This is a genomic window from candidate division KSB1 bacterium, from assembly GCA_034506395.1.
In the GTDB taxonomy this organism is placed as follows: Bacteria; Zhuqueibacterota; Zhuqueibacteria; order Thermofontimicrobiales; family Thermofontimicrobiaceae; genus Thermofontimicrobium.
In genome coordinates this window covers 308,363-328,123 of the sequence record JAPDPQ010000001.1, presented here as the reverse complement: position 1 = coordinate 328,123, position 19,761 = coordinate 308,363, and the positions used below count along the sequence as shown (strand labels likewise).

At 45.9% G+C, this 19,761-nt stretch carries 17 protein-coding genes; 9 read left to right on the top strand and 8 right to left on the bottom strand.

The features are described 5' to 3' along the window. Positions 1-65 precede the first annotated feature (65 nt). On the bottom strand, positions 66-1,853 hold the full coding sequence (locus ONB37_01280) for a hypothetical protein (protein ID MDZ7398772.1): 1,788 nt from the start codon (positions 1,851-1,853) through the stop codon (positions 66-68). Positions 1,854-2,323: 470 nt separating this feature from the next. Here ONB37_01280 and ONB37_01275 point away from each other — a divergent pair, with 470 nt between their 5' ends. The 6 genes from ONB37_01275 to ONB37_01250 all read left to right on the top strand — a co-directional run bounded on the left by ONB37_01275 (position 2,324) and on the right by ONB37_01250 (position 8,390). Further along, complete coding sequence (locus ONB37_01275; GenBank protein ID MDZ7398771.1) at positions 2,324-3,565, top strand: PLP-dependent aminotransferase family protein; 1,242 nt, start codon at positions 2,324-2,326, stop codon at positions 3,563-3,565. Between the two features lie 106 nt (positions 3,566-3,671). Next, the gene (locus ONB37_01270; GenBank protein ID MDZ7398770.1) at positions 3,672-4,229 is read left to right on the top strand and encodes a hypothetical protein; all 558 of its coding nucleotides are present in this window, start codon (positions 3,672-3,674) and stop codon (positions 4,227-4,229) included. 740 nt (positions 4,230-4,969) lie between these two features. Then, entirely contained in the window at positions 4,970-5,275 is a 306-nt protein-coding gene (locus ONB37_01265; GenBank protein ID MDZ7398769.1) for a chorismate mutase, read from the top strand. Continuing rightward, positions 5,241-6,254 (top strand): 3-deoxy-7-phosphoheptulonate synthase, encoded by a 1,014-nt coding sequence (gene aroF, locus ONB37_01260; GenBank protein ID MDZ7398768.1) that lies wholly within the window; start codon positions 5,241-5,243, stop codon positions 6,252-6,254. The genes ONB37_01265 and aroF overlap by 35 nt, the downstream gene beginning before the upstream one ends. Positions 6,255-6,478: 224 nt before the next feature. Next, a complete protein-coding gene (locus tag ONB37_01255; GenBank protein ID MDZ7398767.1) occupies positions 6,479-7,579 on the top strand; it encodes a prephenate dehydrogenase in 1,101 nt (366 codons plus the stop codon). A gap of 79 nt (positions 7,580-7,658) precedes the next feature. Next, positions 7,659-8,390: a radical SAM protein gene (locus ONB37_01250; protein MDZ7398766.1), complete on the top strand. Its 732-nt coding sequence runs from the start codon at positions 7,659-7,661 to the stop codon at positions 8,388-8,390. A gap of 72 nt (positions 8,391-8,462) precedes the next feature. On the opposite strand, the gene ONB37_01245 is transcribed toward ONB37_01250, so the two are convergent. Together ONB37_01245 and ONB37_01240 are read right to left on the bottom strand one after the other, a co-directional pair. Then, positions 8,463-8,630 carry a zinc ribbon domain-containing protein gene (locus ONB37_01245; protein MDZ7398765.1) on the bottom strand — a complete coding sequence of 56 codons (168 nt, stop codon included), beginning with the start codon at positions 8,628-8,630 and terminating at the stop codon, positions 8,463-8,465. A 146-nt stretch (positions 8,631-8,776) separates the two neighbouring features. Beyond that, positions 8,777-9,541, bottom strand: coding sequence for a DUF72 domain-containing protein (locus ONB37_01240; protein ID MDZ7398764.1), 765 nt, complete (start codon positions 9,539-9,541; stop codon positions 8,777-8,779). A gap of 442 nt (positions 9,542-9,983) precedes the next feature. Here ONB37_01240 and ONB37_01235 point away from each other — a divergent pair, with 442 nt between their 5' ends. Next, a complete protein-coding gene (locus tag ONB37_01235; protein ID MDZ7398763.1) occupies positions 9,984-11,285 on the top strand; it encodes a radical SAM protein in 1,302 nt (433 codons plus the stop codon). A gap of 300 nt (positions 11,286-11,585) precedes the next feature. Here the strand turns inward: ONB37_01235 and ONB37_01230 are convergent, their stop codons facing one another. After that, positions 11,586-13,880 carry a hypothetical protein gene (locus ONB37_01230; GenBank protein ID MDZ7398762.1) on the bottom strand — a complete coding sequence of 765 codons (2,295 nt, stop codon included), beginning with the start codon at positions 13,878-13,880 and terminating at the stop codon, positions 11,586-11,588. A 398-nt stretch (positions 13,881-14,278) separates the two neighbouring features. Further along, the gene (locus tag ONB37_01225; protein ID MDZ7398761.1) at positions 14,279-14,698 is read right to left on the bottom strand and encodes an RNA-binding S4 domain-containing protein; all 420 of its coding nucleotides are present in this window, start codon (positions 14,696-14,698) and stop codon (positions 14,279-14,281) included. 300 nt (positions 14,699-14,998) lie between these two features. On the opposite strand from ONB37_01225, the gene ONB37_01220 reads away from it, so the two are divergent. After that, entirely contained in the window at positions 14,999-15,682 is a 684-nt protein-coding gene (locus ONB37_01220) for a TIGR00730 family Rossman fold protein (GenBank protein MDZ7398760.1), read from the top strand. Positions 15,683-15,819: 137 nt separating this feature from the next. After that, complete coding sequence (locus tag ONB37_01215) at positions 15,820-16,626, top strand: M55 family metallopeptidase (GenBank protein MDZ7398759.1); 807 nt, start codon at positions 15,820-15,822, stop codon at positions 16,624-16,626. Between the two features lie 21 nt (positions 16,627-16,647). Here the strand turns inward: ONB37_01215 and ONB37_01210 are convergent, their stop codons facing one another. The 3 genes from ONB37_01210 to ONB37_01200 form a co-directional block, all read right to left on the bottom strand. Beyond that, positions 16,648-17,187, bottom strand: coding sequence for a zf-HC2 domain-containing protein (locus tag ONB37_01210; protein ID MDZ7398758.1), 540 nt, complete (start codon positions 17,185-17,187; stop codon positions 16,648-16,650). Positions 17,188-17,368: 181 nt separating this feature from the next. Beyond that, on the bottom strand, positions 17,369-17,941 hold the full coding sequence (locus ONB37_01205; GenBank protein MDZ7398757.1) for a sigma-70 family RNA polymerase sigma factor: 573 nt from the start codon (positions 17,939-17,941) through the stop codon (positions 17,369-17,371). A 103-nt stretch (positions 17,942-18,044) separates the two neighbouring features. Beyond that, complete coding sequence (locus ONB37_01200; GenBank protein ID MDZ7398756.1) at positions 18,045-19,742, bottom strand: L-lactate permease; 1,698 nt, start codon at positions 19,740-19,742, stop codon at positions 18,045-18,047. Between the last annotated feature and the right edge of the window lie 19 nt (positions 19,743-19,761).

Below are 19,761 nucleotides of genomic sequence, written 5' to 3'. Positions count from 1 at the left end.
CACAATTTTATCCACTTACAAGATCGCAATCATCCCCTCAGTAATCACAATGATTCATTTTTAGCCTAAGGATGGTTTGCAGGCGTGACCAACAAATTGGTCGGAGCCTTTGGCGCAATGGTATCGATCCCACTATTCGAGGTGGAGTACTTCCATTGATTAAAATCATAAATGATGGCTCGATTGTCCCGCGCAACGGTCATGACATTATCGTGCCATGAGATCAAGGTTCTGCCGCGATAATCTATGGTTTTCATGCGAGGGAACGGAAAGCTCCAGATTGGTTGGCCATTGACTTTGCCGCCGGTCTCGCTGGGCTCGATAACGTAGCCGCGACTGGTGCGAAAATAATTGGAGGTCAGCTCTGCGGAATTTTCCACCGCATTTTTAAAGGCAGTTACCGACGGGAAGCAATGATCGGCATTGGCATTCGGATCGATGATGACAACTTCCATTGCGCCAGTTCGATTTTCGTCAAGGCGCAAAGCAATTGCGACATTCCCTTCGAGAAAGAAATTCCAACCACGATCAATGAAATAGTCTTGCGCGAATGAGCTGGCTGGACGAAGTTGCTCTTGGCCCAAGTCGAAGCGATTGCCATCCTGACAAACATGGACATGGGGCTCTCCCCAGAATTTGAAGAAGGCCGCGTTGCGAAATTGATACATCCGGCCGCTGCCCATGTTGGTATATTCGTTGAGACTTTCATCAGGATCAGCACTGCTCTGGTTAGTATCGATCCAGAGGCGAAACGGTTGTCCCGGTCGTGAACTTTCTTTGTCGTTAGAATATATAGCCAATTGCCAGCAGCTCCCGTCATTCCCAGCGCCGCCGAGGTTAAAGTACTTGGTCACGAAGGTCCATTTGCCAGATGCTGGATCAGCGCCCACGAGATTGTTCTCGAAATGAATGTGCCAATATTCTGTCGGTTCGTCCCATAAAATGCCCATGTCCTCAATCAGTTCTGGAACTCGATAGCTGCTGACATAAGCATCTCCTTCATCGTTTGTGTCACCAGTATCGACTCCGAAATATGCATGGTAAAACGATTTCATTTGGGCATGGGTAATGTTATAGCGATAGATGCGACCGAAACTGCCGCCATGATGGTTAGCGGAAAAATCCATGACGTGATCCAGTATCAATAAATCCAGCATCATCTTGGCGCGCCTTTTCATTTCTACGCCGTCTGGGTCGGGTTGGCCATTTAAGCGCGCCAAGGGCCGGGCGGCGAAATCGTAAAGCATCAGCAATGAGTGCAACGCCAAGCCGCTGTAATTGCCATCCAATTCGCTGCTCCCATGCTTTGCCCAGGTATCCATGGCGTATAAAATCCAGTCACGCGACAGTTCATAGGTCTGATATGAATTTCCCGGAACATAAGTTTTATTGCTATAATCGGAGTAAAACTGAATATCATCGAACGTCCCAGTGGGCCATTTGACAGTGGCGTCGCGATCGTACTCCAAGGTGTAAAGAAACACTGTTACGGTCCGTTCCATCTGTGTGGACTTCCTCCAGCTTCGCGTGTCAATATGATGATCGTCATGGGCATCAAAGCTGAGCAGATTCTTGATATCGTTCCAATCATTGGGATGCGGATAGGATGGAGCTTTCAGTTTGTCAGCATATTGATAAAAGATACGAGACAGATGGATCCCTGTGCGACAGCCAGCATCGCCCCGTTCATCATACATTTCGATCAATTGATCATGAAAGCTACCCAAGCTTGGATGAGGATCGGTGATATAGATATTCTTTTCCAACCAAGCAAAGAGATAGGGTCGTCCATAAAACACGCGATCATCAAATTCGCCAGTGATATCGGCTCCGTCCCGAGCTAACCATGCCATTCGTCTCTGCTCAAATGATGTTGGATTTGCCTGCCCTAAACCAATCGAGCTCCAGGAGCCCATTGCGATAACGAAACAGAGCAGACCAAAATGTTTATAGCGGAATCTCATAATTTTCCCTTTAAGAATCATCCTATAACCAACTTTCGAATCAGGCAAACGCTATACCACTAGTTACAACGATCAAATTAGCTGCTGTGATTTAGAGATTTGCAGTTCACTCGTCCACGATCTTTCAGCTCAGCTCCAGAAGGGTGTTATCAGAATTGTATTTCAGATATGTGATTCACTCCCAAATAAGCTATTGCTTCTTTAAGATATTTTTACTATATTGGCTGGCCGGCGATAGTTTACAAATAAAAAAATGGATCGAGACCTGGTAATGGGCTGACAAAGTAGCCCAGTCGGATGTTTTAGCATCGCGATCATGATGGAAAATTAGGAATCGTTATCAACGACAGGGAAAGACAATGGATATTCAAGAACGACTGGCCGATCGGGCTAAGAATAAAGCTCCTTCTGCAATCCGCGAATTGGTAAAATATATGAACATCGATGGCATGATTTCGCTCGGTGGGGGATATCCTAACCCAGATACCTTTGTTTTCGAGCGTGTGAAGATTGAATTTAAAGGTGGAAAAGCCATCGAGATTGATGGTGAGGAGCTCATTGCGGCTTCTCAGTATGGCCCCTCAGATGCCAATGCGAATTTGAAGAAGCAACTGCAAGCCTGGCATAAGTACAAGGACGGAGTAGATCTGAAGGATGATCAAATCGTGGTTCTGAATGGTTGTCAGGAGGGGCTGTTTATCATGGCCTATTTGTTTGCCAACCACCATGATCGAATCATAATAGAAGAGCCGATTTATCCTGGCACACTGGCGGCGTTTCGTTCGTTTACCAAGAATTTTTTGGCGATCCCAGTGGATGCGCATGGGATGCAGACCGAAGTTTTAGCCGACGAGTTGGAAAAAATTGAGATGACTGGCGAGCCGTTGCCAAAATTCATTTATACCATTCCGAATGGGCATAACCCGGCTGGAGTTTCGCTATCCCTGGATCGACGCAAACAGTTGCTCGATATTGCTGAACAGTATGATCTGCTCGTGCTGGAAGATGACCCTTATCAGTTATTGCGATTGGATCATAAGCCGCCTTTGCCCACGCTGCAGTCGCTCGATGAGAACAATCGGGTGATTCGATTGGACAGTTTTTCCAAAATATTCGCCCCAGGATTACGGATTGGGTATGTCTCGGGGCCAGCGGAGGTGATGCGGCAGTTCGTTCTGTTCAAGCAATCGGCTAATTTGCATACAAGCACATTCATCCAGGTCATCTTGTTGCGATATCTTCAAGCTGCTGGTTTCGAGCAATTCATCCAGCTAATCAAAAGGAATTGCGATTCATACCGTGTCAATCGGGATGCTATGGTTGCAGCGGCCCGAAAGCATCTGCTGCCAGAGGTGAAATACAATATCCCAGATGCTGGGATGTTCATCTGGTTCGAGCTGCCACAGCAATGTAATGCTCGGCGCATGATCGAAGAGCAGTGCGAGGAACGGAAGGTGCTATTGGTGCCTGGGGATGCGTTCTCGTCTCAAAATGGCTGCAAAAACTTCATGCGCGCCAGCTTTAGCATGGTCACCCCAGAGCAGATCGACGAGGGAATGCGAAGATTTGCTGAGATGATTAAGCATGAACTTCATCGATAGCTGAACCTTCTGGAGAATCAAGATGGTCATGACAAAAAGATGATTTCGTTGAGATATAGAAACCAATCACTCATAGAAGATTAATTTTTCTCCCTGGGGGGCGAAAATGTATCAGGATACAGAAAATCCCTGGCAAACGTTTGCTCGGGAGGTAGGCGGCAAATATCGGCTGAGCGAGGAAGGGACTTCCGAAGTGACAGGGACGTACGGCAAATATCCCTTTCTGCTAAAAATTATTTTCATCCAGGCTGCGCCCAAGGTCAATTTGTTTTTAACACATCTTGAGATCACGCTTGATAACAAAATCGGATTGAAGATGAAGATTTACCGCGAAGGGATCATTCAGAAATTGACCAAGCTTTTTGGCACGCAGGATATCATCTTTAACGATCGTGCATTTGATAAGAAATATATCATCGAGGGAAGCAATGAGGCCCAAGTCAAATGGCTAATCTCCCCAGATATTCGGGCAAGAATCATTGAACTGGGTGAAATGTTGATGATCCTGGATGGTAATATCCTAAGTTACGAGCAGCACGGCAAAATTATCGATAGTAAAAAGCTGTTTTTGATCCTTGAGTTGCTTGCAGAATTAGCGGAAAAGATCGAAAGCCCTGCCATAAACCAAGTGAATTTACTTCGTCAGATCGGTTCTCATATTTGATCTTTTCTCAATCTGTTTCCTCAGATAATTGAAGGACAGGGAAGCTGATTTTGTGGCTCGCGAACCCGAAATATAACCAGAAAGTGCATAGATCATGGTTGATGATATTGATGCCTGAAATCTAACACGATTATAGCGACCTGCGGGGATGATCCGTTCTCCGGGGAGGTTATGTAGTAGCAAGCGATGACCATCGTCCTTGCGAGTCTTAAAGCAAAACATTGAGGACATCGCTGCAACAAAAAATTTCCGCAATCCATTTTATTCGCCGCTATTATTTAGCAACTTTTTGATTCCGAAATACCATTTGCGACGAAAAAATCCTTGTCCTCGGCAAATAAGCTTCGATATCCTGAAGGATTTTGCTTATGAGGAATCATTGGAATGATTAAAAGAAGATTTCGAAGGAAATTTTTCTTGATTGTTACCGAAATATTGTTAAATTAACCCATCGCTTTCTGATGCATGATGAAATGGTTGGGGTATGCTGCGGTGGTGAAAATTGAAATTCGCAAAATCTCGGCAGGTTTGTTAATAGAGGGTCGTTACCTAAAAGGTCAATTTGACAAAAGGTAAGAAACATGAATAGCTTCACTGCGACATTTTTTTATTACTTTTATTTTTGCTTCTCCAGCGCCAGAAGCAGTGGGGCTATGGTTTTCTCTTAAAAGATCTGAAATTCATTCAAATTTACCCACTGCTTCTGAACAAGCAGTGGGTTTTTTTTTACAGGAGGGAACATGGAATTGGCGCAATTGCGCGTGCAGGTGGATTTTATCGATGAGCAACTTGTTGATCTTTTGAATAGGCGGGCACTGCTTAGCCTGGAAATTTTGAAGGAGAAGCAGCGGCTGGGCCTCCCGATTTATGACGCGGAGCGAGAAGAGCAAGTGCTGCTTCATGTGCAACATCTTAATCATGGACCCATAGATTCAGATCAACTCAGATTGATTTTTAAACAGATCATTAGGGCATGTCGAACAATTGAACAAACGAGGAAAGGAAACGAATATGGTCATAGTGATGAAGAACAATGCCACGGCTGAACAAATTGAAGCTGTGGAGCAAAAGATTCGATCATTGAATTTGAGCGTTCATCGCGTCGATGGGGCATTGCGGACCATCTTAGGGGCGATCGGAGATGCATCGGTTGTCGATATCCAAGAGTTCGAAAATATGGAGGGAGTGTTCAATGTTGTTCGCATCATGGAGCCATATAAGCTCTGTAGCCGAACTTTTCACCCTGAGAATTCGATCATCAAATTCAATGGTCTGGAACTGGGCGGAGATCGGATCGTGGTCATGGCTGGTCCCTGTTCCATCGAGAGCAAAGAACAGATCTACACGATCGCTGAGCAGGTTGCGAAGGCAGGGGCAACAATACTGCGTGGCGGTGCTTTTAAGCCGCGCACTTCGCCGTATGCTTATCAAGGCATGGGGATTGAAGGATTGAAACTGATGCGCCAAGCAGCGGATGCGTTTGATCTACAAATCGTCTCCGAAATTCTTGAGCCCAGTCAAATAGACCCGATGTACGAATATGTTGATATCTACCAAGTTGGCGCGCGCAATATGCAAAATTTCGCATTGCTCAAGGCACTGTCCACCGTTGATAAACCGGTTTTATTGAAGCGAGGAATGGCAGCCACCATTGAGGAATTTCTGATGGCAGCAGAATATATCATGTCTGGAGGAAATTATCAGGTGATTCTATGCGAGCGCGGGATTCGGACGTTCGAGAAATATACGCGCAACACGCTCGATATCTCTGCGATACCCATTGTGAAAAAACTGAGTCACCTGCCCATTATTGCTGATCCAAGCCATGGGACGGGAAAACGCGAATTTGTTGCTCCAATGGCTCGGGCCGCCGTCGCCTCTGGAGCCGATGGATTGATTATCGAGGTGCATCATCAGCCCGATAAGGCGATGTCTGATGGGCCGCAATCGCTATTTCCAGACCAATTTCAGCGGCTCATGGAGGAATTGAAGGTGATCGCCTGGGCGATTGGGCGCACAGTTTAATTGTCTTTGCTTTACAGGAGTCATTATCAGACCTGAGCTGATTGATCTTAAGCGCAAGTTGGGTTAAACAATAGATCATTTGATCCATTTTTATAATGAATTTTCTGTCAGATTTTACATTCCAATACAAGGCAAAACTGATATTGAAATCAGCATTGGAACTAACCAATTCCGATAGATATCATTCGATAGATCAATTCGGATCAAATTGAAAGGGATGGGCCATGGAAAACTACTGTCGTATCACAATTATTGGCATGGGGCTGATCGGCGGCTCCATTGGGCTGACATTGAAGCGCAAGAAAATCTGCGAACATGTCGTGGGGGTCGATGAATTTTCAATCATTCATCGAGCGCTGGAGCGCGGCGCCATCGATGAAGGCTATAATCGAACCGAAATGGAAAAAGCGATCAAGGGGGCGGAGATCATCTTTCTTTGCACCCCAGTTCAGCAGATCATTGAATTAATTCCCGTTGTGGCAAAAGCGGCTGATGAGCACGTTCTGGTTTGTGACGTTGGAAGTAGCAAGGAACAAATCGTCGAGGAAGCCAATCGACATTTTCCTGAGAACAAATATTTTTTGGGCACTCATCCCATGGCCGGAGCTGAGTTCCGCGGGATCGAATCAGCAGATCCATTCTTGTTCGAGAACGCGATTTGGGTGATGACGCCAGGCCATCGGATTCCAGAAAGGATTACCCGGCGGGTAGGACTAATATTGGAGGCAATGGGCGCTCGGATCTTGATGTTGACTCCCAAAATGCATGATCGTATTGTGGCGGCAGTAAGCCATTTGCCCCAATTTGCTGCTGTCTCATTGGTCAACTTGATTGCTCGATTTCATCAAGAGGACCCGAACTACCTGAAATTGGCTGCGGGCGGCTTTCGCGATATGACGCGCATCGCCTCCAGCCCATTTTCAGTGTGGAGGGATATCTGCCGCACCAATAAGGAGCCGATCTCGCTGTTCATCGACGAATATATCGCGGAACTGCAGCGCATCAAACAACTTCTAAATAGCGACGCGCTGGAATCCTATTTCAATCAGGCAGCAATCACTCGGTTAGCGATTCCGAAAGATACGCGCGGATTCATCCGTCAATTGTATGATGTTTCCATCGCAGTAGAAGATCAACCCGGGGTTATCGCAAAATTCTCTTCAGTGCTGGCTGAACATCAGATCAACATCAAAGACATCGAAGTGCTGAAAGTTCGCGAGGGAGAGGGCGGCACGATCCGGCTATCGTTTGAAACAGATGCAGAGCGGCAACGGGCAGTGGAACTCATTCGGCAAGCCGGCTTTTCATGCTATGCTCGGGATTAGCGACAGCATCTTTATTCAACCGTTCTGAAGATACGAGTGGCATTGGCAAAAATCAAAGCTCGATCAAAATTAGATCTTCATGACCCCTAGTCTCCAAATAGCTATGGACGCATTACAGCAGGCACAAAAGATCGCAGCAGTTGTCTCGCAGGGGGAAAAACGAAAGTACTATCGCTTTCGGAGCGCGCCATTTTATGGTGGGATCGCTACCGCCGATTGCGTAGGATGCTGCCTCAATTGTATCTTTTGCTGGTCGTGGAATATCGTCTGTCAGCCCGAGCGGGTGGGAAAATTTTACTCACCAGCCGAGGTAACCCACCAGTTGGTCACAATCGCTCGACGCCATGGTTTTCGGCGCGTTCGAATCAGCGGAAATGAACCCACTTTAAATCGCCAACACTTAATAGCGGTATTGAAACTGATTCCAGAGCAACTTCGGTTCATTCTAGAAACAAATGGCATCTTGCTGGGGAATGATCCAGGATTTTGTGAGGAACTTGCTCAATTTCCCAACCTTCATGTGCGGGTAAGCTTGAAAGGATGCAACGAAGCGGATTTCGAAAAATTGACCGGAATGGATGGGCATGGTTTCACTCTGCAATTAGAGGCCTTGAGAAACTTGTTCAGCGCAGGAGTCAGTTGCCACCCTGCTGTGATGCATCACTTCTCGCCCTCCATGGCGCTTCACCAATTACGCCGACGCTTGCACCAGATCAACCCAGATTTCGCTGAAATAGAAACCGAACAATTGCTCCTCTATCCAGCAATCCAGCAGCGACTCCAGCAGTTCGGATTTATCCCACAAGAGTAAAAAGTTCAGTCCCGAAGACCAACTGCCAGCTCCGTAGCTGGTCTTCGGGATTGTTTTTCTGGCCTCAGCCGATCAGCTCTTTTTCGATGTGATCACTGAGACACTGGTGAACTGCTGTTCTACTTTGTTGCTTCCACAATGGCTACAGTTGGGTTTAGGATTTTTTTCATGTTCAGCAACGGTCGTGTACACAACAAACGTCTTCGTGCAATCTGCACATTTGTACTCATACGCAGGCATAGCTTTTCCTCCTCATTGATCAATTTTGATTCGATTAGGAATATTTTCCAAGAAATAAATCGTCCTCCCTGATGGCAATCCTCGCCAAGAACCAGAAAAAAAGCGATTGCTTATTCATGATTAAATCTGACCAATGATATGAATTTTTAGATTTGTATGAGTTGTGCTCCTTGCAATTGGCTGGTTGCTGCTTCTGCATCGCGATTCGCAATGAATTTCAAAAATGATCTGGCATCTTCCAGCATCGCCACGTTATTGAACATGTAATAAATTGGCTTATCCGAAAGATGATATACGGTTAGGCGTTCGAAATCTTGAGTCGAAAAACGGTAGCGATAGCCACCAATACCATGCAAACGAAAATAGTATATTGAACCGGGTACCGGTTCAGTGACGAAGGGATCGACACAATGCACCAAATTGAGTCGCTCACAAAGTGACGCAATTATTTTATTCTCCCACTGGCCGCGAGGTTCCCAACACAACGTCAGCCCAGGCCGATCGATTTCTAAGAAAAATTTTTCCATGTTTTCGATATTTTCATCTGTTGGCTTGAAGCTCGCCGGGCATTGGAAGATAACCAGTTTGGCATTAAGCGCATTGGCACATCTGCGTGTCTCTTCCCATGCGGCAAACACTTCATCGGTAGCCTTAAAAAAACCATAGTTCGCTGGATTTGAAATTGAATTTGGTTTCTTTAGCCGTCGATAGGTAGGGCTGGTAGCGGGATGCGTGATGAGTTGCCAGGCTTTCAAAGTGAATTCGAATTCTGGTGGCGCCTCATTTCGCCATTGTTCCAGCGTCTCAAGTCTTGGCGGTTGATAAAAAGTTTGCTGAACCTCAACGACCTTAAATTCACAGAAATATTTTGATCTGGCCTCGGAAAAGCCACAACAGCCAATTTTGAGCATAGACACCTCTTTTGCTTCGATTGCACTTAACGATCCAAGCGAAACTGATTAGATGTTATATATGAAATCGTCACTAACCTTTTATCACTAAAACGAGCGCAAGCTTGCATAATTCGATCTCGCTACCTGCATTCAATCAGCAAGGGGACCCAATTCAGTAGTGATAGTGCCAACTGATAAAAGATCCTCTGAATTTTTTAATCATTGTCAAATTAAATTTATTAAAAAATCGCCCGCTTGTCAAGTGGAGATTAGATGAAGCGTTTAAACAAAATCAACAGCCTCTAGCGAATGAAAGCGATTATAGGAGAGAACTCTATTTTTTCAATTCCTAATCGGGAGCCAATCAAATAATCGAAAAAATCGCTTTGGTTTTGATGAGGGAATTGTGTATATTAGAAAATTGAAAATGAGATAATCATAAAAATCAAATTCCAATAAAATGAGCAACCGAGAATCGAACAATCTTCCCTGGTTGGTTGTGAGCGATGGACATGGCAATTTATTTGAGATCCCTGGACTGGAAATGGTGGTGAGCAGGGTGAAAGGTGAGTTATTGCCAGAGCGAGATGAATTGATGCCCATGCCTCCAGGCAGTTTGTTGTTTGAATTGCCAGATCGACTTCCGATTGGCTATGATCGGACACGCGATCGTATGGTGACACTGAAAAGATATCGGGGAAAACCGATCATTGCCGCAGCGCTATTTTTGCCCCCGGCTTATACCCAGCTATACTGTGTCGCCTATCAATCCCAGCCCGATGCTGCGAGATTGCCGCTGTTCGCTTATAGTCCCATCGGCTGGCAAAGGGATCAGTTCTGGACAGCTGCCATCCGGGTCGACACCGATGTCCGGCACGACCCACAGCAATTTGATCCTGATTTGATCGAACGCGGCTGTCAAAAAATGTTAGCTCGATTCCCAAATAATCGGCTGGTCGCGCATTTGGTTCATAATTGCGTGCGGCGCTATTTCTGCCCTAATGCCCAAAATTTCGTTCTGGAGCGGTGGGAGTGCCCAGTTCCCATCAGCCCATCTTGCAACGCGCGATGCATTGGTTGCATCTCCAAGCAGCCCAAAGAGGGAGTAACTGCAACGCAGGACCGGATCGATTTTGTTCCCACCATCGACGAGATCGTTCAATATACAGTGCCACATCTCGAACACGCCGAAGCTGCTATGATTAGTTTTGGCCAAGGCTGCGAGGGGGAGCCACTGCTCCAGGGAGATTTGATAGAGGACGCAATTCGAGTGATTCGACGCATCACCGAGCGCGGCACGATTCATTTGAACACAAATGCCAGTGATCCCAATACGATCGAACGGCTTTGTCGTGCCGGATTGGATAGCATTCGTGTCAGTCTCAACAGCGCACAACGAGATTTGTATCTGCGCTATTATCAGCCAAAAAGCTATGTTTTCGAAGATGTCCTGGAGTCCATGGCTGTCATGCGGCGTTATCAGAAATGGATTTCGTTGAACTATTTCATCTTCCCAGGTTTGACCGACGATCCCATTGAGATGGAACAGCTAATTAAAATTGTCAAAGAGTATCGAGTCGATTTGATCCAGATGCGCAACCTGAATATTGATCCCGGCTGGTATATTCAAGCATTAGAATTAAATGAAAAAGTCACTCGACCAGTGGGTATTTTGAGGTGGCAGCAGACCATTAAAGCCAATGCCCCATGGATCCGATTCGGCTATTACAATCCGCCGAAAGAGCGCTGGGGGAATTATTAATTCATGGATCTTCGGTTTGTTTTCCGCTAAGCTTCAAATTGAATTATCGCTTGCTATTATCGCGCTTCGCAGTGCATTTAGAGTCTAAACAATCGCCAATCAGCTTAGCTTATATGGCTCAGCGAAATTATCGCGTTAAACGCCTCATTGATGGTCGATCTGGATGCTTCTGATTTGTCAGGGATTGGAGTAAGCGGATAAAGAAAACAGAAAAGGACTTCATGAGATTGAATACAGAATAACTATTGGCCAAGTCCATCCGATGAACAATTCATATTTTCGTTTCATCTCAGATCACGGTTAAACACTCGCAGGCTGCTGAAAGGCGTTTTCAGATTTGGGTTGGGTTGTCGTGAGATCATTTGATTCAAGTATCGCCGATTCATGGGAAGACAAAAGATGGTCCAACATCTGATCCCTGTCCTGATGTTCAAAGAACTTTTGGCATAAATTGCATTTATAGAAGCGCGGCAAGTTTGGAATGACATGGCGGCGAATTTCGTCGCTATTGGTGACGATCCGAAATTGAATGACTGGGGCCCCATTGAGCTGATTGGCCTCGGTGCAGCCGAGGATGTGATGAATGATGACATTGACAGGATTGGCTTCATCCGCCTTCGTGGCAATGTATTGATGGCAATAGCCGCATTGATAGATTTGTGCTGGCAAATTTAAATCCCGATGATCTCGGATCTCGGAATACTCGGCTTGTCGAAAATAGAAATCAAAATGATGATCTTTGATATGGTCTCGAAAATCGGTTCTATCAAACGTTCTGAACTGACAATCGGGTGCTCTACACTGCCATGGCGCAGGCAAAATATAAGCTATTTCCGTGGACTCTTGTGTGCGCTTATCGAGCCAGAGTTGAATTGAAACGCGTTGTGAAAACTGTGCAAGTTCAGTGGATTTTATCCATCCATCCAGTGAGACGAGGATTTGTCGATCTTCTGGCTGAAGTTGGAATGCCTTGCGCTTCTGCTTAGTGAGCCCAACATAGATTTGTTGCAGGCCATGCGCCAGAGGCAACCAAATTGCGAGACCCGTTAATTTTCCAGAGTGAATTTGTCCCCAGGGGATTTCCAAGGGCTGGCTGGATAGCATTGTTTGCGTCATCGAATCCTGGTTGCTCATCAAGCTCCACCAAATCCGGTGAAGTCGGATGCAAATCTCAATTTTTCGGCCTTGGCTATCTATGATTTCCCAGTTCGTAGCATCTAACTCAGGGTGGGGCGGAATGATAGCGATTGTCTCATCGCTCTCCTTGCGAGCGATGATTCCGCTTTCATCGGGAGTGAGTGGCCGGATTTGACAACCGGGTTCATGAGCAAACCGAATCTGGGTGGGGCGATGCCCCTCTGGCCCAGGCAATAGTGGAGGATGTTCGACATCGATATCATGCAGTTGAGCCATAAATCGAAAAGTCTGAAATCCGATGAGACGCTGATCCTTATCATAGGCCGCGAGAAAAAATTGCGTGTTGTGGCTCTGTGTCAAGATATTTATTTTCTGCTGTTGTTCCAGAGCATTGAGATCCAATTCCATTTCGCTTCTATTGGGTCGAAGTTGCCACAGAAGTTGATCAGTTCCGTCGACTTGCTCTCCGATAACGATCCCGTCAACGTCTGCCCACCGCTGTTGATCAATTATGCGCGGGAGCGTTTTGCCGAACAGCAATTCGTCAGGCCGGCCATCATCTCGCAACAGGTTTCCCACCCAATGCCACCGTTCAGCGATATTTTTTTCCATTGCCTCATCGGGCCGAGGAATTGAGATTCTCGGCGATGATGGCGCGACTTGATCTTGTCGCAGGTCATTGTTAGGCACTTCACTTTTCGGATGAGCCGAAGTTTTGGATCCTTTCACTATCTTTTGTTCTGCTATCTGGTGTTCCAATGATTGTTGCCATTGAAACAATTTTTCCCGCTCGCGTTCCAGACGATCCCGTTCCTCTCGCTGCTGTTGAGCCGCTTCGTTCAGTTGCTTTTCCTTTTCCTGAAGTTGTTGGCTCTTTTGCTCCAAGTCGCGTTTCGCGTTTTCTAATGCCTTGAACTGTTCGGCTAAATAGCTTTTTTCCTTGTCTGCTTTTTGATTCTCGAGCTTTACTTTGCTCTCCAGCGACTCCAAATATCGAATTGCCTCATTGATGCGCTCAAATTCATTGACCAATTGCTCTCGCTCAGCCCTTATCTCATTCCGATGCTGCTGCCACTTTTCCTTGAGCTGCTGCATCGTCTGTTCCAATTTGACCTCTTGCTGCTCGATCTCAATTTTTTTTGCAGTCAACTCCTCTTGTTGCGCCGCCAGCCCTTTCCGTTCTTCATCCAATTTCAAGGCACGTGCATCCAGAAGTTGGTTGGCTTCTTGGATTTGATCCCATTTTTGATTGAGAACCATCTTTTGTTCTTGCAGCGTTTGGCTTAACTCCTCCAATTCATGGCGTTCATTCTCCAGACGTTTCTGAATGGCTTTTACTTTTGTATCCAAGACTTCAACTTTGAACTTTTTAGCGTTAATTCTTTTGGTTAAGAGATAAAGAAAAATAGTAGCCGCTATGTTCAGAAGCACCCAGACAATGTTTATCATCTTCATCATAGCTGGTTCTCAGATTTATCGTGATCGTTTCGCATAAAAGATCGCTCCGTCATTGTATCGATCATTTCGCTTGGCCAGATAAAAATCGGTTGAAAAAATTAGCGCTGAGGCCCCACTGGCGACCCAGGTTTTATGTCTCTTTAAATAAAAAAAGCTCAAACCACCGAATGATCTGAGCTCCGAGCATGAGACAAAAGACCAGGTGGACTATTGGTCCTCCCTCCATATAGTCCAGGATTTGCTTCGGTAATAATAGTAAAAATTGGCCATTTAGGCAAGTAAAATTATTATAACAATAACCAGCGCAGGGAAAAAGAAGGGAGAATTTGATCTCAAATCAGGAGATTTTTTTGATGGATCGGTGTGCTTGGTATTGAAATTAATCATTCAGTAGCAATTCAATCATTGAAATGACCCCATCTCCCGCGAAATTTTTCCAGCTCGCGACGTTCCTTTTTAGTGGGACGACCCTTAAATTTGGGTCGCTGCGATTTCGCAGCTTGATAAAACAGACTTCGAAGCTCCTCTTGGACCTTTTCCTCAGGCGTCAATTCATGTTCATGGTAGAGCAACCGAGCTTGTTCCGCTTTTACGTTCTTCTGCACTACATCCAGCACATCAAAGGTCCGGGTTCGCCATTTGAATTTAATCGATATCACATCCCCAACCTTGATGAGCTTCGCTGGCTTAGCAATTTGATCATTCACCTTTACCCTACCTTGATCACAAGCTTCTGCTGCTTGATTGCGCGTTTTGATGATCCGCGCAATCTTCAACCATTTATCGATTCGGATCGTCTTCTGTTGGCTTTCAGTCATGATGGGATTCCCATAATCGTTTTTCATGTTATGTCGATCGTTGATGTTGCATCTTTTATTGCGTCAGGGCAATGTTTTCGACAGAAAAATATACTAATCTTATATCATTGAAACAACCAAAAAATTCATTGCTTTTCAAATTGATTTATCATAAATTTGGGACTTTCGAAAGAAGCGCATCAGTGAAAGGACCAGACCAGTTGAAAGCAACAGCGGTTTATTTAACTGGCAAAATCTGATCGAGTTGAATTGTGGTCTAATTTTGGGAACGATGAATTTTAAGAAAGCTGAGGTCGCAATATGCTGAAACGGAAAATGTATAAGCCAATCAATGGACAGATCGAGAAATTATTCATTGAGGATAGCTGGCGCGTGTTTCGGATTATTTCGGAGTTTGTGGAAGGATTTGAAGAGCTTTCCAAGGTAGGGGATTGCGTTACCATGTTTGGTTCTGCTCGTTCGAAACCAGGCGATCCTGATTACGAGATGGCACGACAGATCGCGCAGCTTCTGGTGCAAGCAGGTTACGGAATTATCACGGGTGGCGGACCTGGAATTATGGAAGCAGGCAATCGCGGTGCGGCCGAGGCTGGAGGTGTCTCTGTGGGACTTAATATTGATATTCCGTTTGAGCAAAAACCCAATCCGTATGCCAATATCCAGCTCGATTTTCGTTACTTTTTTGTTCGAAAGGTGATGTTCGTGAAATATGCCAAGGCATTTGTCATCCTGCCGGGCGGATTCGGCACGCTCGATGAGCTCTGTGAGGCTCTTACTTTGATCCAAACGCAAAAAATCGGCAAATTCCCAGTGATCCTCGTGAACTCCAAGTATTGGAAAGGTTTTGTCGATTGGCTGGAAAATACCTTGCTGGCAGAGGGGAAAATATCTGAGGAAGATCTATTGTTGTTCCAAATCGCAGACTCAGCAGAGGATGTGGTACAAAGGATCGTCTCGTTTTATCGAGAAATAAATTCTAAATGAACAACTCGCGATTTAATAACTGATAAATTGCTGCGCAAAGGAGAATTGAAATTATATCCTTGCATACGAACGGTGGTATGCTTGATGGATCTTATCCAAATCAGAACGGGGATGAATCGAATAATGAGGCGATTCCGATGAATAATAAAAAAATCTACATTTCGGCAGATATGGAGGGAATAACGGGTGTGATCCATTGGGATGAGACCAGCGGGAATCATCCAGATTACCAGTATTTTCGGCAGATCATGACCAATGAGGTGAACGCGGCTATAGAGGGTGCTTTGGAGCAGGGTGCAACGGAAATTGTCGTGCGCGACGCTCATAGCTCTGCCAGAAATCTGATTCCAGATAAATTGCACGAAAGTGCATTATTGATTCGAGAGTGGTCCAAAGGGCCATTCGCCATGATGGAGGGGCTGGATCAGAGTTTTGCAGCGGTCTGCTGCGTTGGCTATCATGCCAAATCCATGACTCCAGACGGCACGCTTGCCCATACCATGAGTGGTGCCATTTTCGATCTACGCGTTAATGGAATTTCGCTGCCAGAGCTGGGCTGGAATGCGTTGATTGCTGGTTATTTCAACGTGCCAGTAATTTTTGTGTCGGGCGATCAGGCGATTTGCGATCAAGCCCAGAAGCTAATCCCTGGGATTGAAACCGTTGCGGTGAAACGCGGGCTCGGAGAGGCCAGTTTGAATCTGCATCCCAAAAAATCGCAGGAGCTCATTAAATCTGGGGTGAGCCGAGCGTTACAACGGCTTGGCACTTTTAAGCCTCTGAGATATGATCCCCCTTATACGATCGAAGTCGATTTTAAAAAGAAGGATGTCGCCAATCGAGCGGCATGGTATCCAGGCGCACAGCGCAGAGGCGATTTCACTGTGATGCTGAAATGCGATGATTTTTTCGATTGCATTCGGTTTTTTCACTTGGGATTTTGAAAATTTTTCTATAACAATTGGCTACAAGATAGGTAGAATTTTCAAATCAGTGAAAATCTTGGATCGATATTTTGAGATGAATTGATCGATCAGAAATACTAGGATCAGTGTGAGTCCAGCGAATATGATGATGTTCAAATTGATGTGGTATTTTTCCAAGATCTGATAGAGATTGGCGATGATAGTGCTATCGAAATAGCGCGTTGGATTCAAACTTTCGATGAATAAGCTGACAAACGATTTGAGATCGACGTAACGGCTCATCACACCGACAGCCGCTGCAAAAGTGCCGATCGGCCACAACGCGGACCATAACCGAGTCAACAAAGCTTTTGTTTTTTCAAAGCGAATTATCTTTATCACCGCGACAGAAAAATCTGGAGCTAATATAGCTGGAGGTGCGGCCTGCAACTCAGAATAAAGAAATTGGTACTGCTGCAACTCCGCCTGGCACACATCGCAATGCCGGAGGTGTTTCTCGATACCAAGCACCTGCTGCGGCTCGAGAACTCCGTCAAGATATTCTTGCAGTTGTTGATCGGTTAAATGATCGCTTGTCATTAGGCCTCCAACAAATTTTTCCCCACGGTAATGACTTTTCATTCGGCCTGATTTCTCTTGCTCTTGAGCCGGTTGCCATCAGGAAGATGATCGATGAACAGGATCGATGAAATCAACATTCAGAATCTCAAATGATAATAGCCTGCAAACTCAAGAATTGATAATTTCCCAGCCGAATCACTCAAATTAACTCTTCGATCCGATATTTTTCACTGAGTCTTTGTTTCAGCAATTTTCGCGCACGAAACAGATAGCTTTTCACTGTGCCCTCTGGCATTTGCATCACCTCAGCGATCTCTTGATATTTCATTTGCTCGAGATGATAGAGCGTAATAATCGTTCGAGACTGGATGGGTAGTTGCTCAATTTCGTGCTGTAACACATCCGAAAGGTCTCTTGATTCAACCTCTTGATCTGGCTGCACACCGTGCTCGGCTAACGTCTCAACCGATGCTTCAGCACTGAGAACATCATGATAGAGTGGGATTCGTTTCTTTTCTAAATAGTTGAGACAGCGATTATAAGCAATCCGAGCGATCCAGGTCGAAAGCTTTGATTCAAATTTGAATGTCCCCAAATTTTGATAAACTTGAAGAAATACATCTTGGCAGATGTCCTCTCGATCTTTCGGTGAACGGACCAACCGGAAGACAATATGGCTTACCAGTCGCTGATATTGTTCGATTAGCGATCGAAACGAAATGGTGTCGCCAGCTTGAATTTTTTTTATTAGGTCTTTGGGATCATTCATCATTGAATATGACAGATTTGATTGAAAAATGTTGCCGCAAAAGCAGCAAGGAGCTGGCAGAACCGATCGCTTGCGAGCACCAGATATTAAGAGTTTGATGCATTGACTATTTTATGATTGGAATCATCTCGGGAACCACATAGGCTTGCAATAAGATCAGAATGCCCACCAGGATCGCTAATACGAGGCTGTGAAAAAACACGTAGCGAAGAATGATGCCCTCTTGTCCTTGTTGGCCAGTGGCGACGCCAGCAACGACAATACTTTGGGCATCGATCATTTTGCCCATAACCCCACCGGAACTATTTGCCGAGGTGGCCAGTATGGGCGACAGACCAAGCTGTTGCGCTGTGATCTGCTGAAGGTTTCCGAACAGCACGTTGGATGATGTGTCGCTGCCAGTTAAAGCCACGCCCAACCAGCCCAAGAGCGGTGAAAAAAACGGAAACAGGAAACCGCTGCTGGCAAAGGCGAGCCCAAGAGTAGCATCTAATCCAGCGTATCGGGTAGTGAAGCTCAACGCCAACATCGCAGCGATGGTAAGCAGAGAGAGCTTGACGCGTTTTATCGTGCCATAAAAGATGTGGAGCAATCGCATTGGGCTGAGACGGAGCAATAGGCCAGAGAGAATCCCAGAAAGCAATAAACTTGTGCCAGTGGCAGATAGCCAGTTAAAGGTGAAGATGGCATCCTCGGCTTTGGGCTGCATGACGACCGGTGCAGTGCGAAAAATAGCTTGATGGAGCATTGGGACAGAAAATTTGAAGAAAGTAACCCCGACAAATTTATTCAAGAAGGCTTTCACCTGAGGGAGCCCCCAGATGAATACGAAAATGGACAATAGGATCCATGGCAGCCAGGCCATAAAGATTTCATGCTTTGTAGGCTGTTGGGATTGTTTGTGAGCGGCATGGTCGATGGTCATGGTTGGTTCTGTTGTGAGCCCTGATTCGGTTTCGTTTTCATGTTGAAATCGCCAGATAGATTGGGGCTGCCAAAACTGGAGCAAAACAACCATGGCAGCCATGGAGACGATGGCTCCAGCGATATCCACCACCCAGGGACCATGGTAATTGCTCACCAGAAATTGGACGATTGCGAAGCTTAGCCCTGAGGTGAGGCATGCAGGCCAGACCTCTCGCATCGCTTTGAAGCCCGCCATGGCCCAGACCAGCCAGAACGGCACGATAAGGGAGAAAAATGGCAGTTGACGCCCGACTGCTGCGCTGAGCGTTTCCAGCGGCAGTCCAGTGACCGCCGACAGTGCGATGATGGGAGTACCTAGCGCACCAAAAGCGACCGGGGCAGTATTCCCCAGCAGCGCTAATCCTGCGGCTGGCAATGGTTGAAATCCCAAACCGATCAACATGGCGGCAGAAATGGCCACTGGCGTGCCGAAGCCTGCAGCACCTTCAATAAAGGCGCCAAAACTGAACGCGACCAATAGCAGTTGAATCCTCCGATCACCAGCAAGTCCGGCAATCGAGCGTTTCACAATTTCGAATTTGCCAGTAACAACGCTAATGTCGTAAACAAAAATAGCGCAGAGCACAATCCAGCCAATGGGAAACAAACCATAAGCCGCACCATTAGCGGCTGCCATGAGCGCAAGGGGAGCTGGCATTTTATAGATAAACAAAGCGATAAGTAGAGAACTGATGAGCCCAAGAAACGCAGCAAGATAAGCCTTTGCCCTAAAAAATGCCAGTAATCCCAATAAGACGATTACGGGCAACGCTGCAACCAGAGCCGAGAGGGCGAGTTGATCCAGTATCGGAGTATAAGTCTGTGTCCAAGTTAACATGTCGAATTCCTCATTTTAG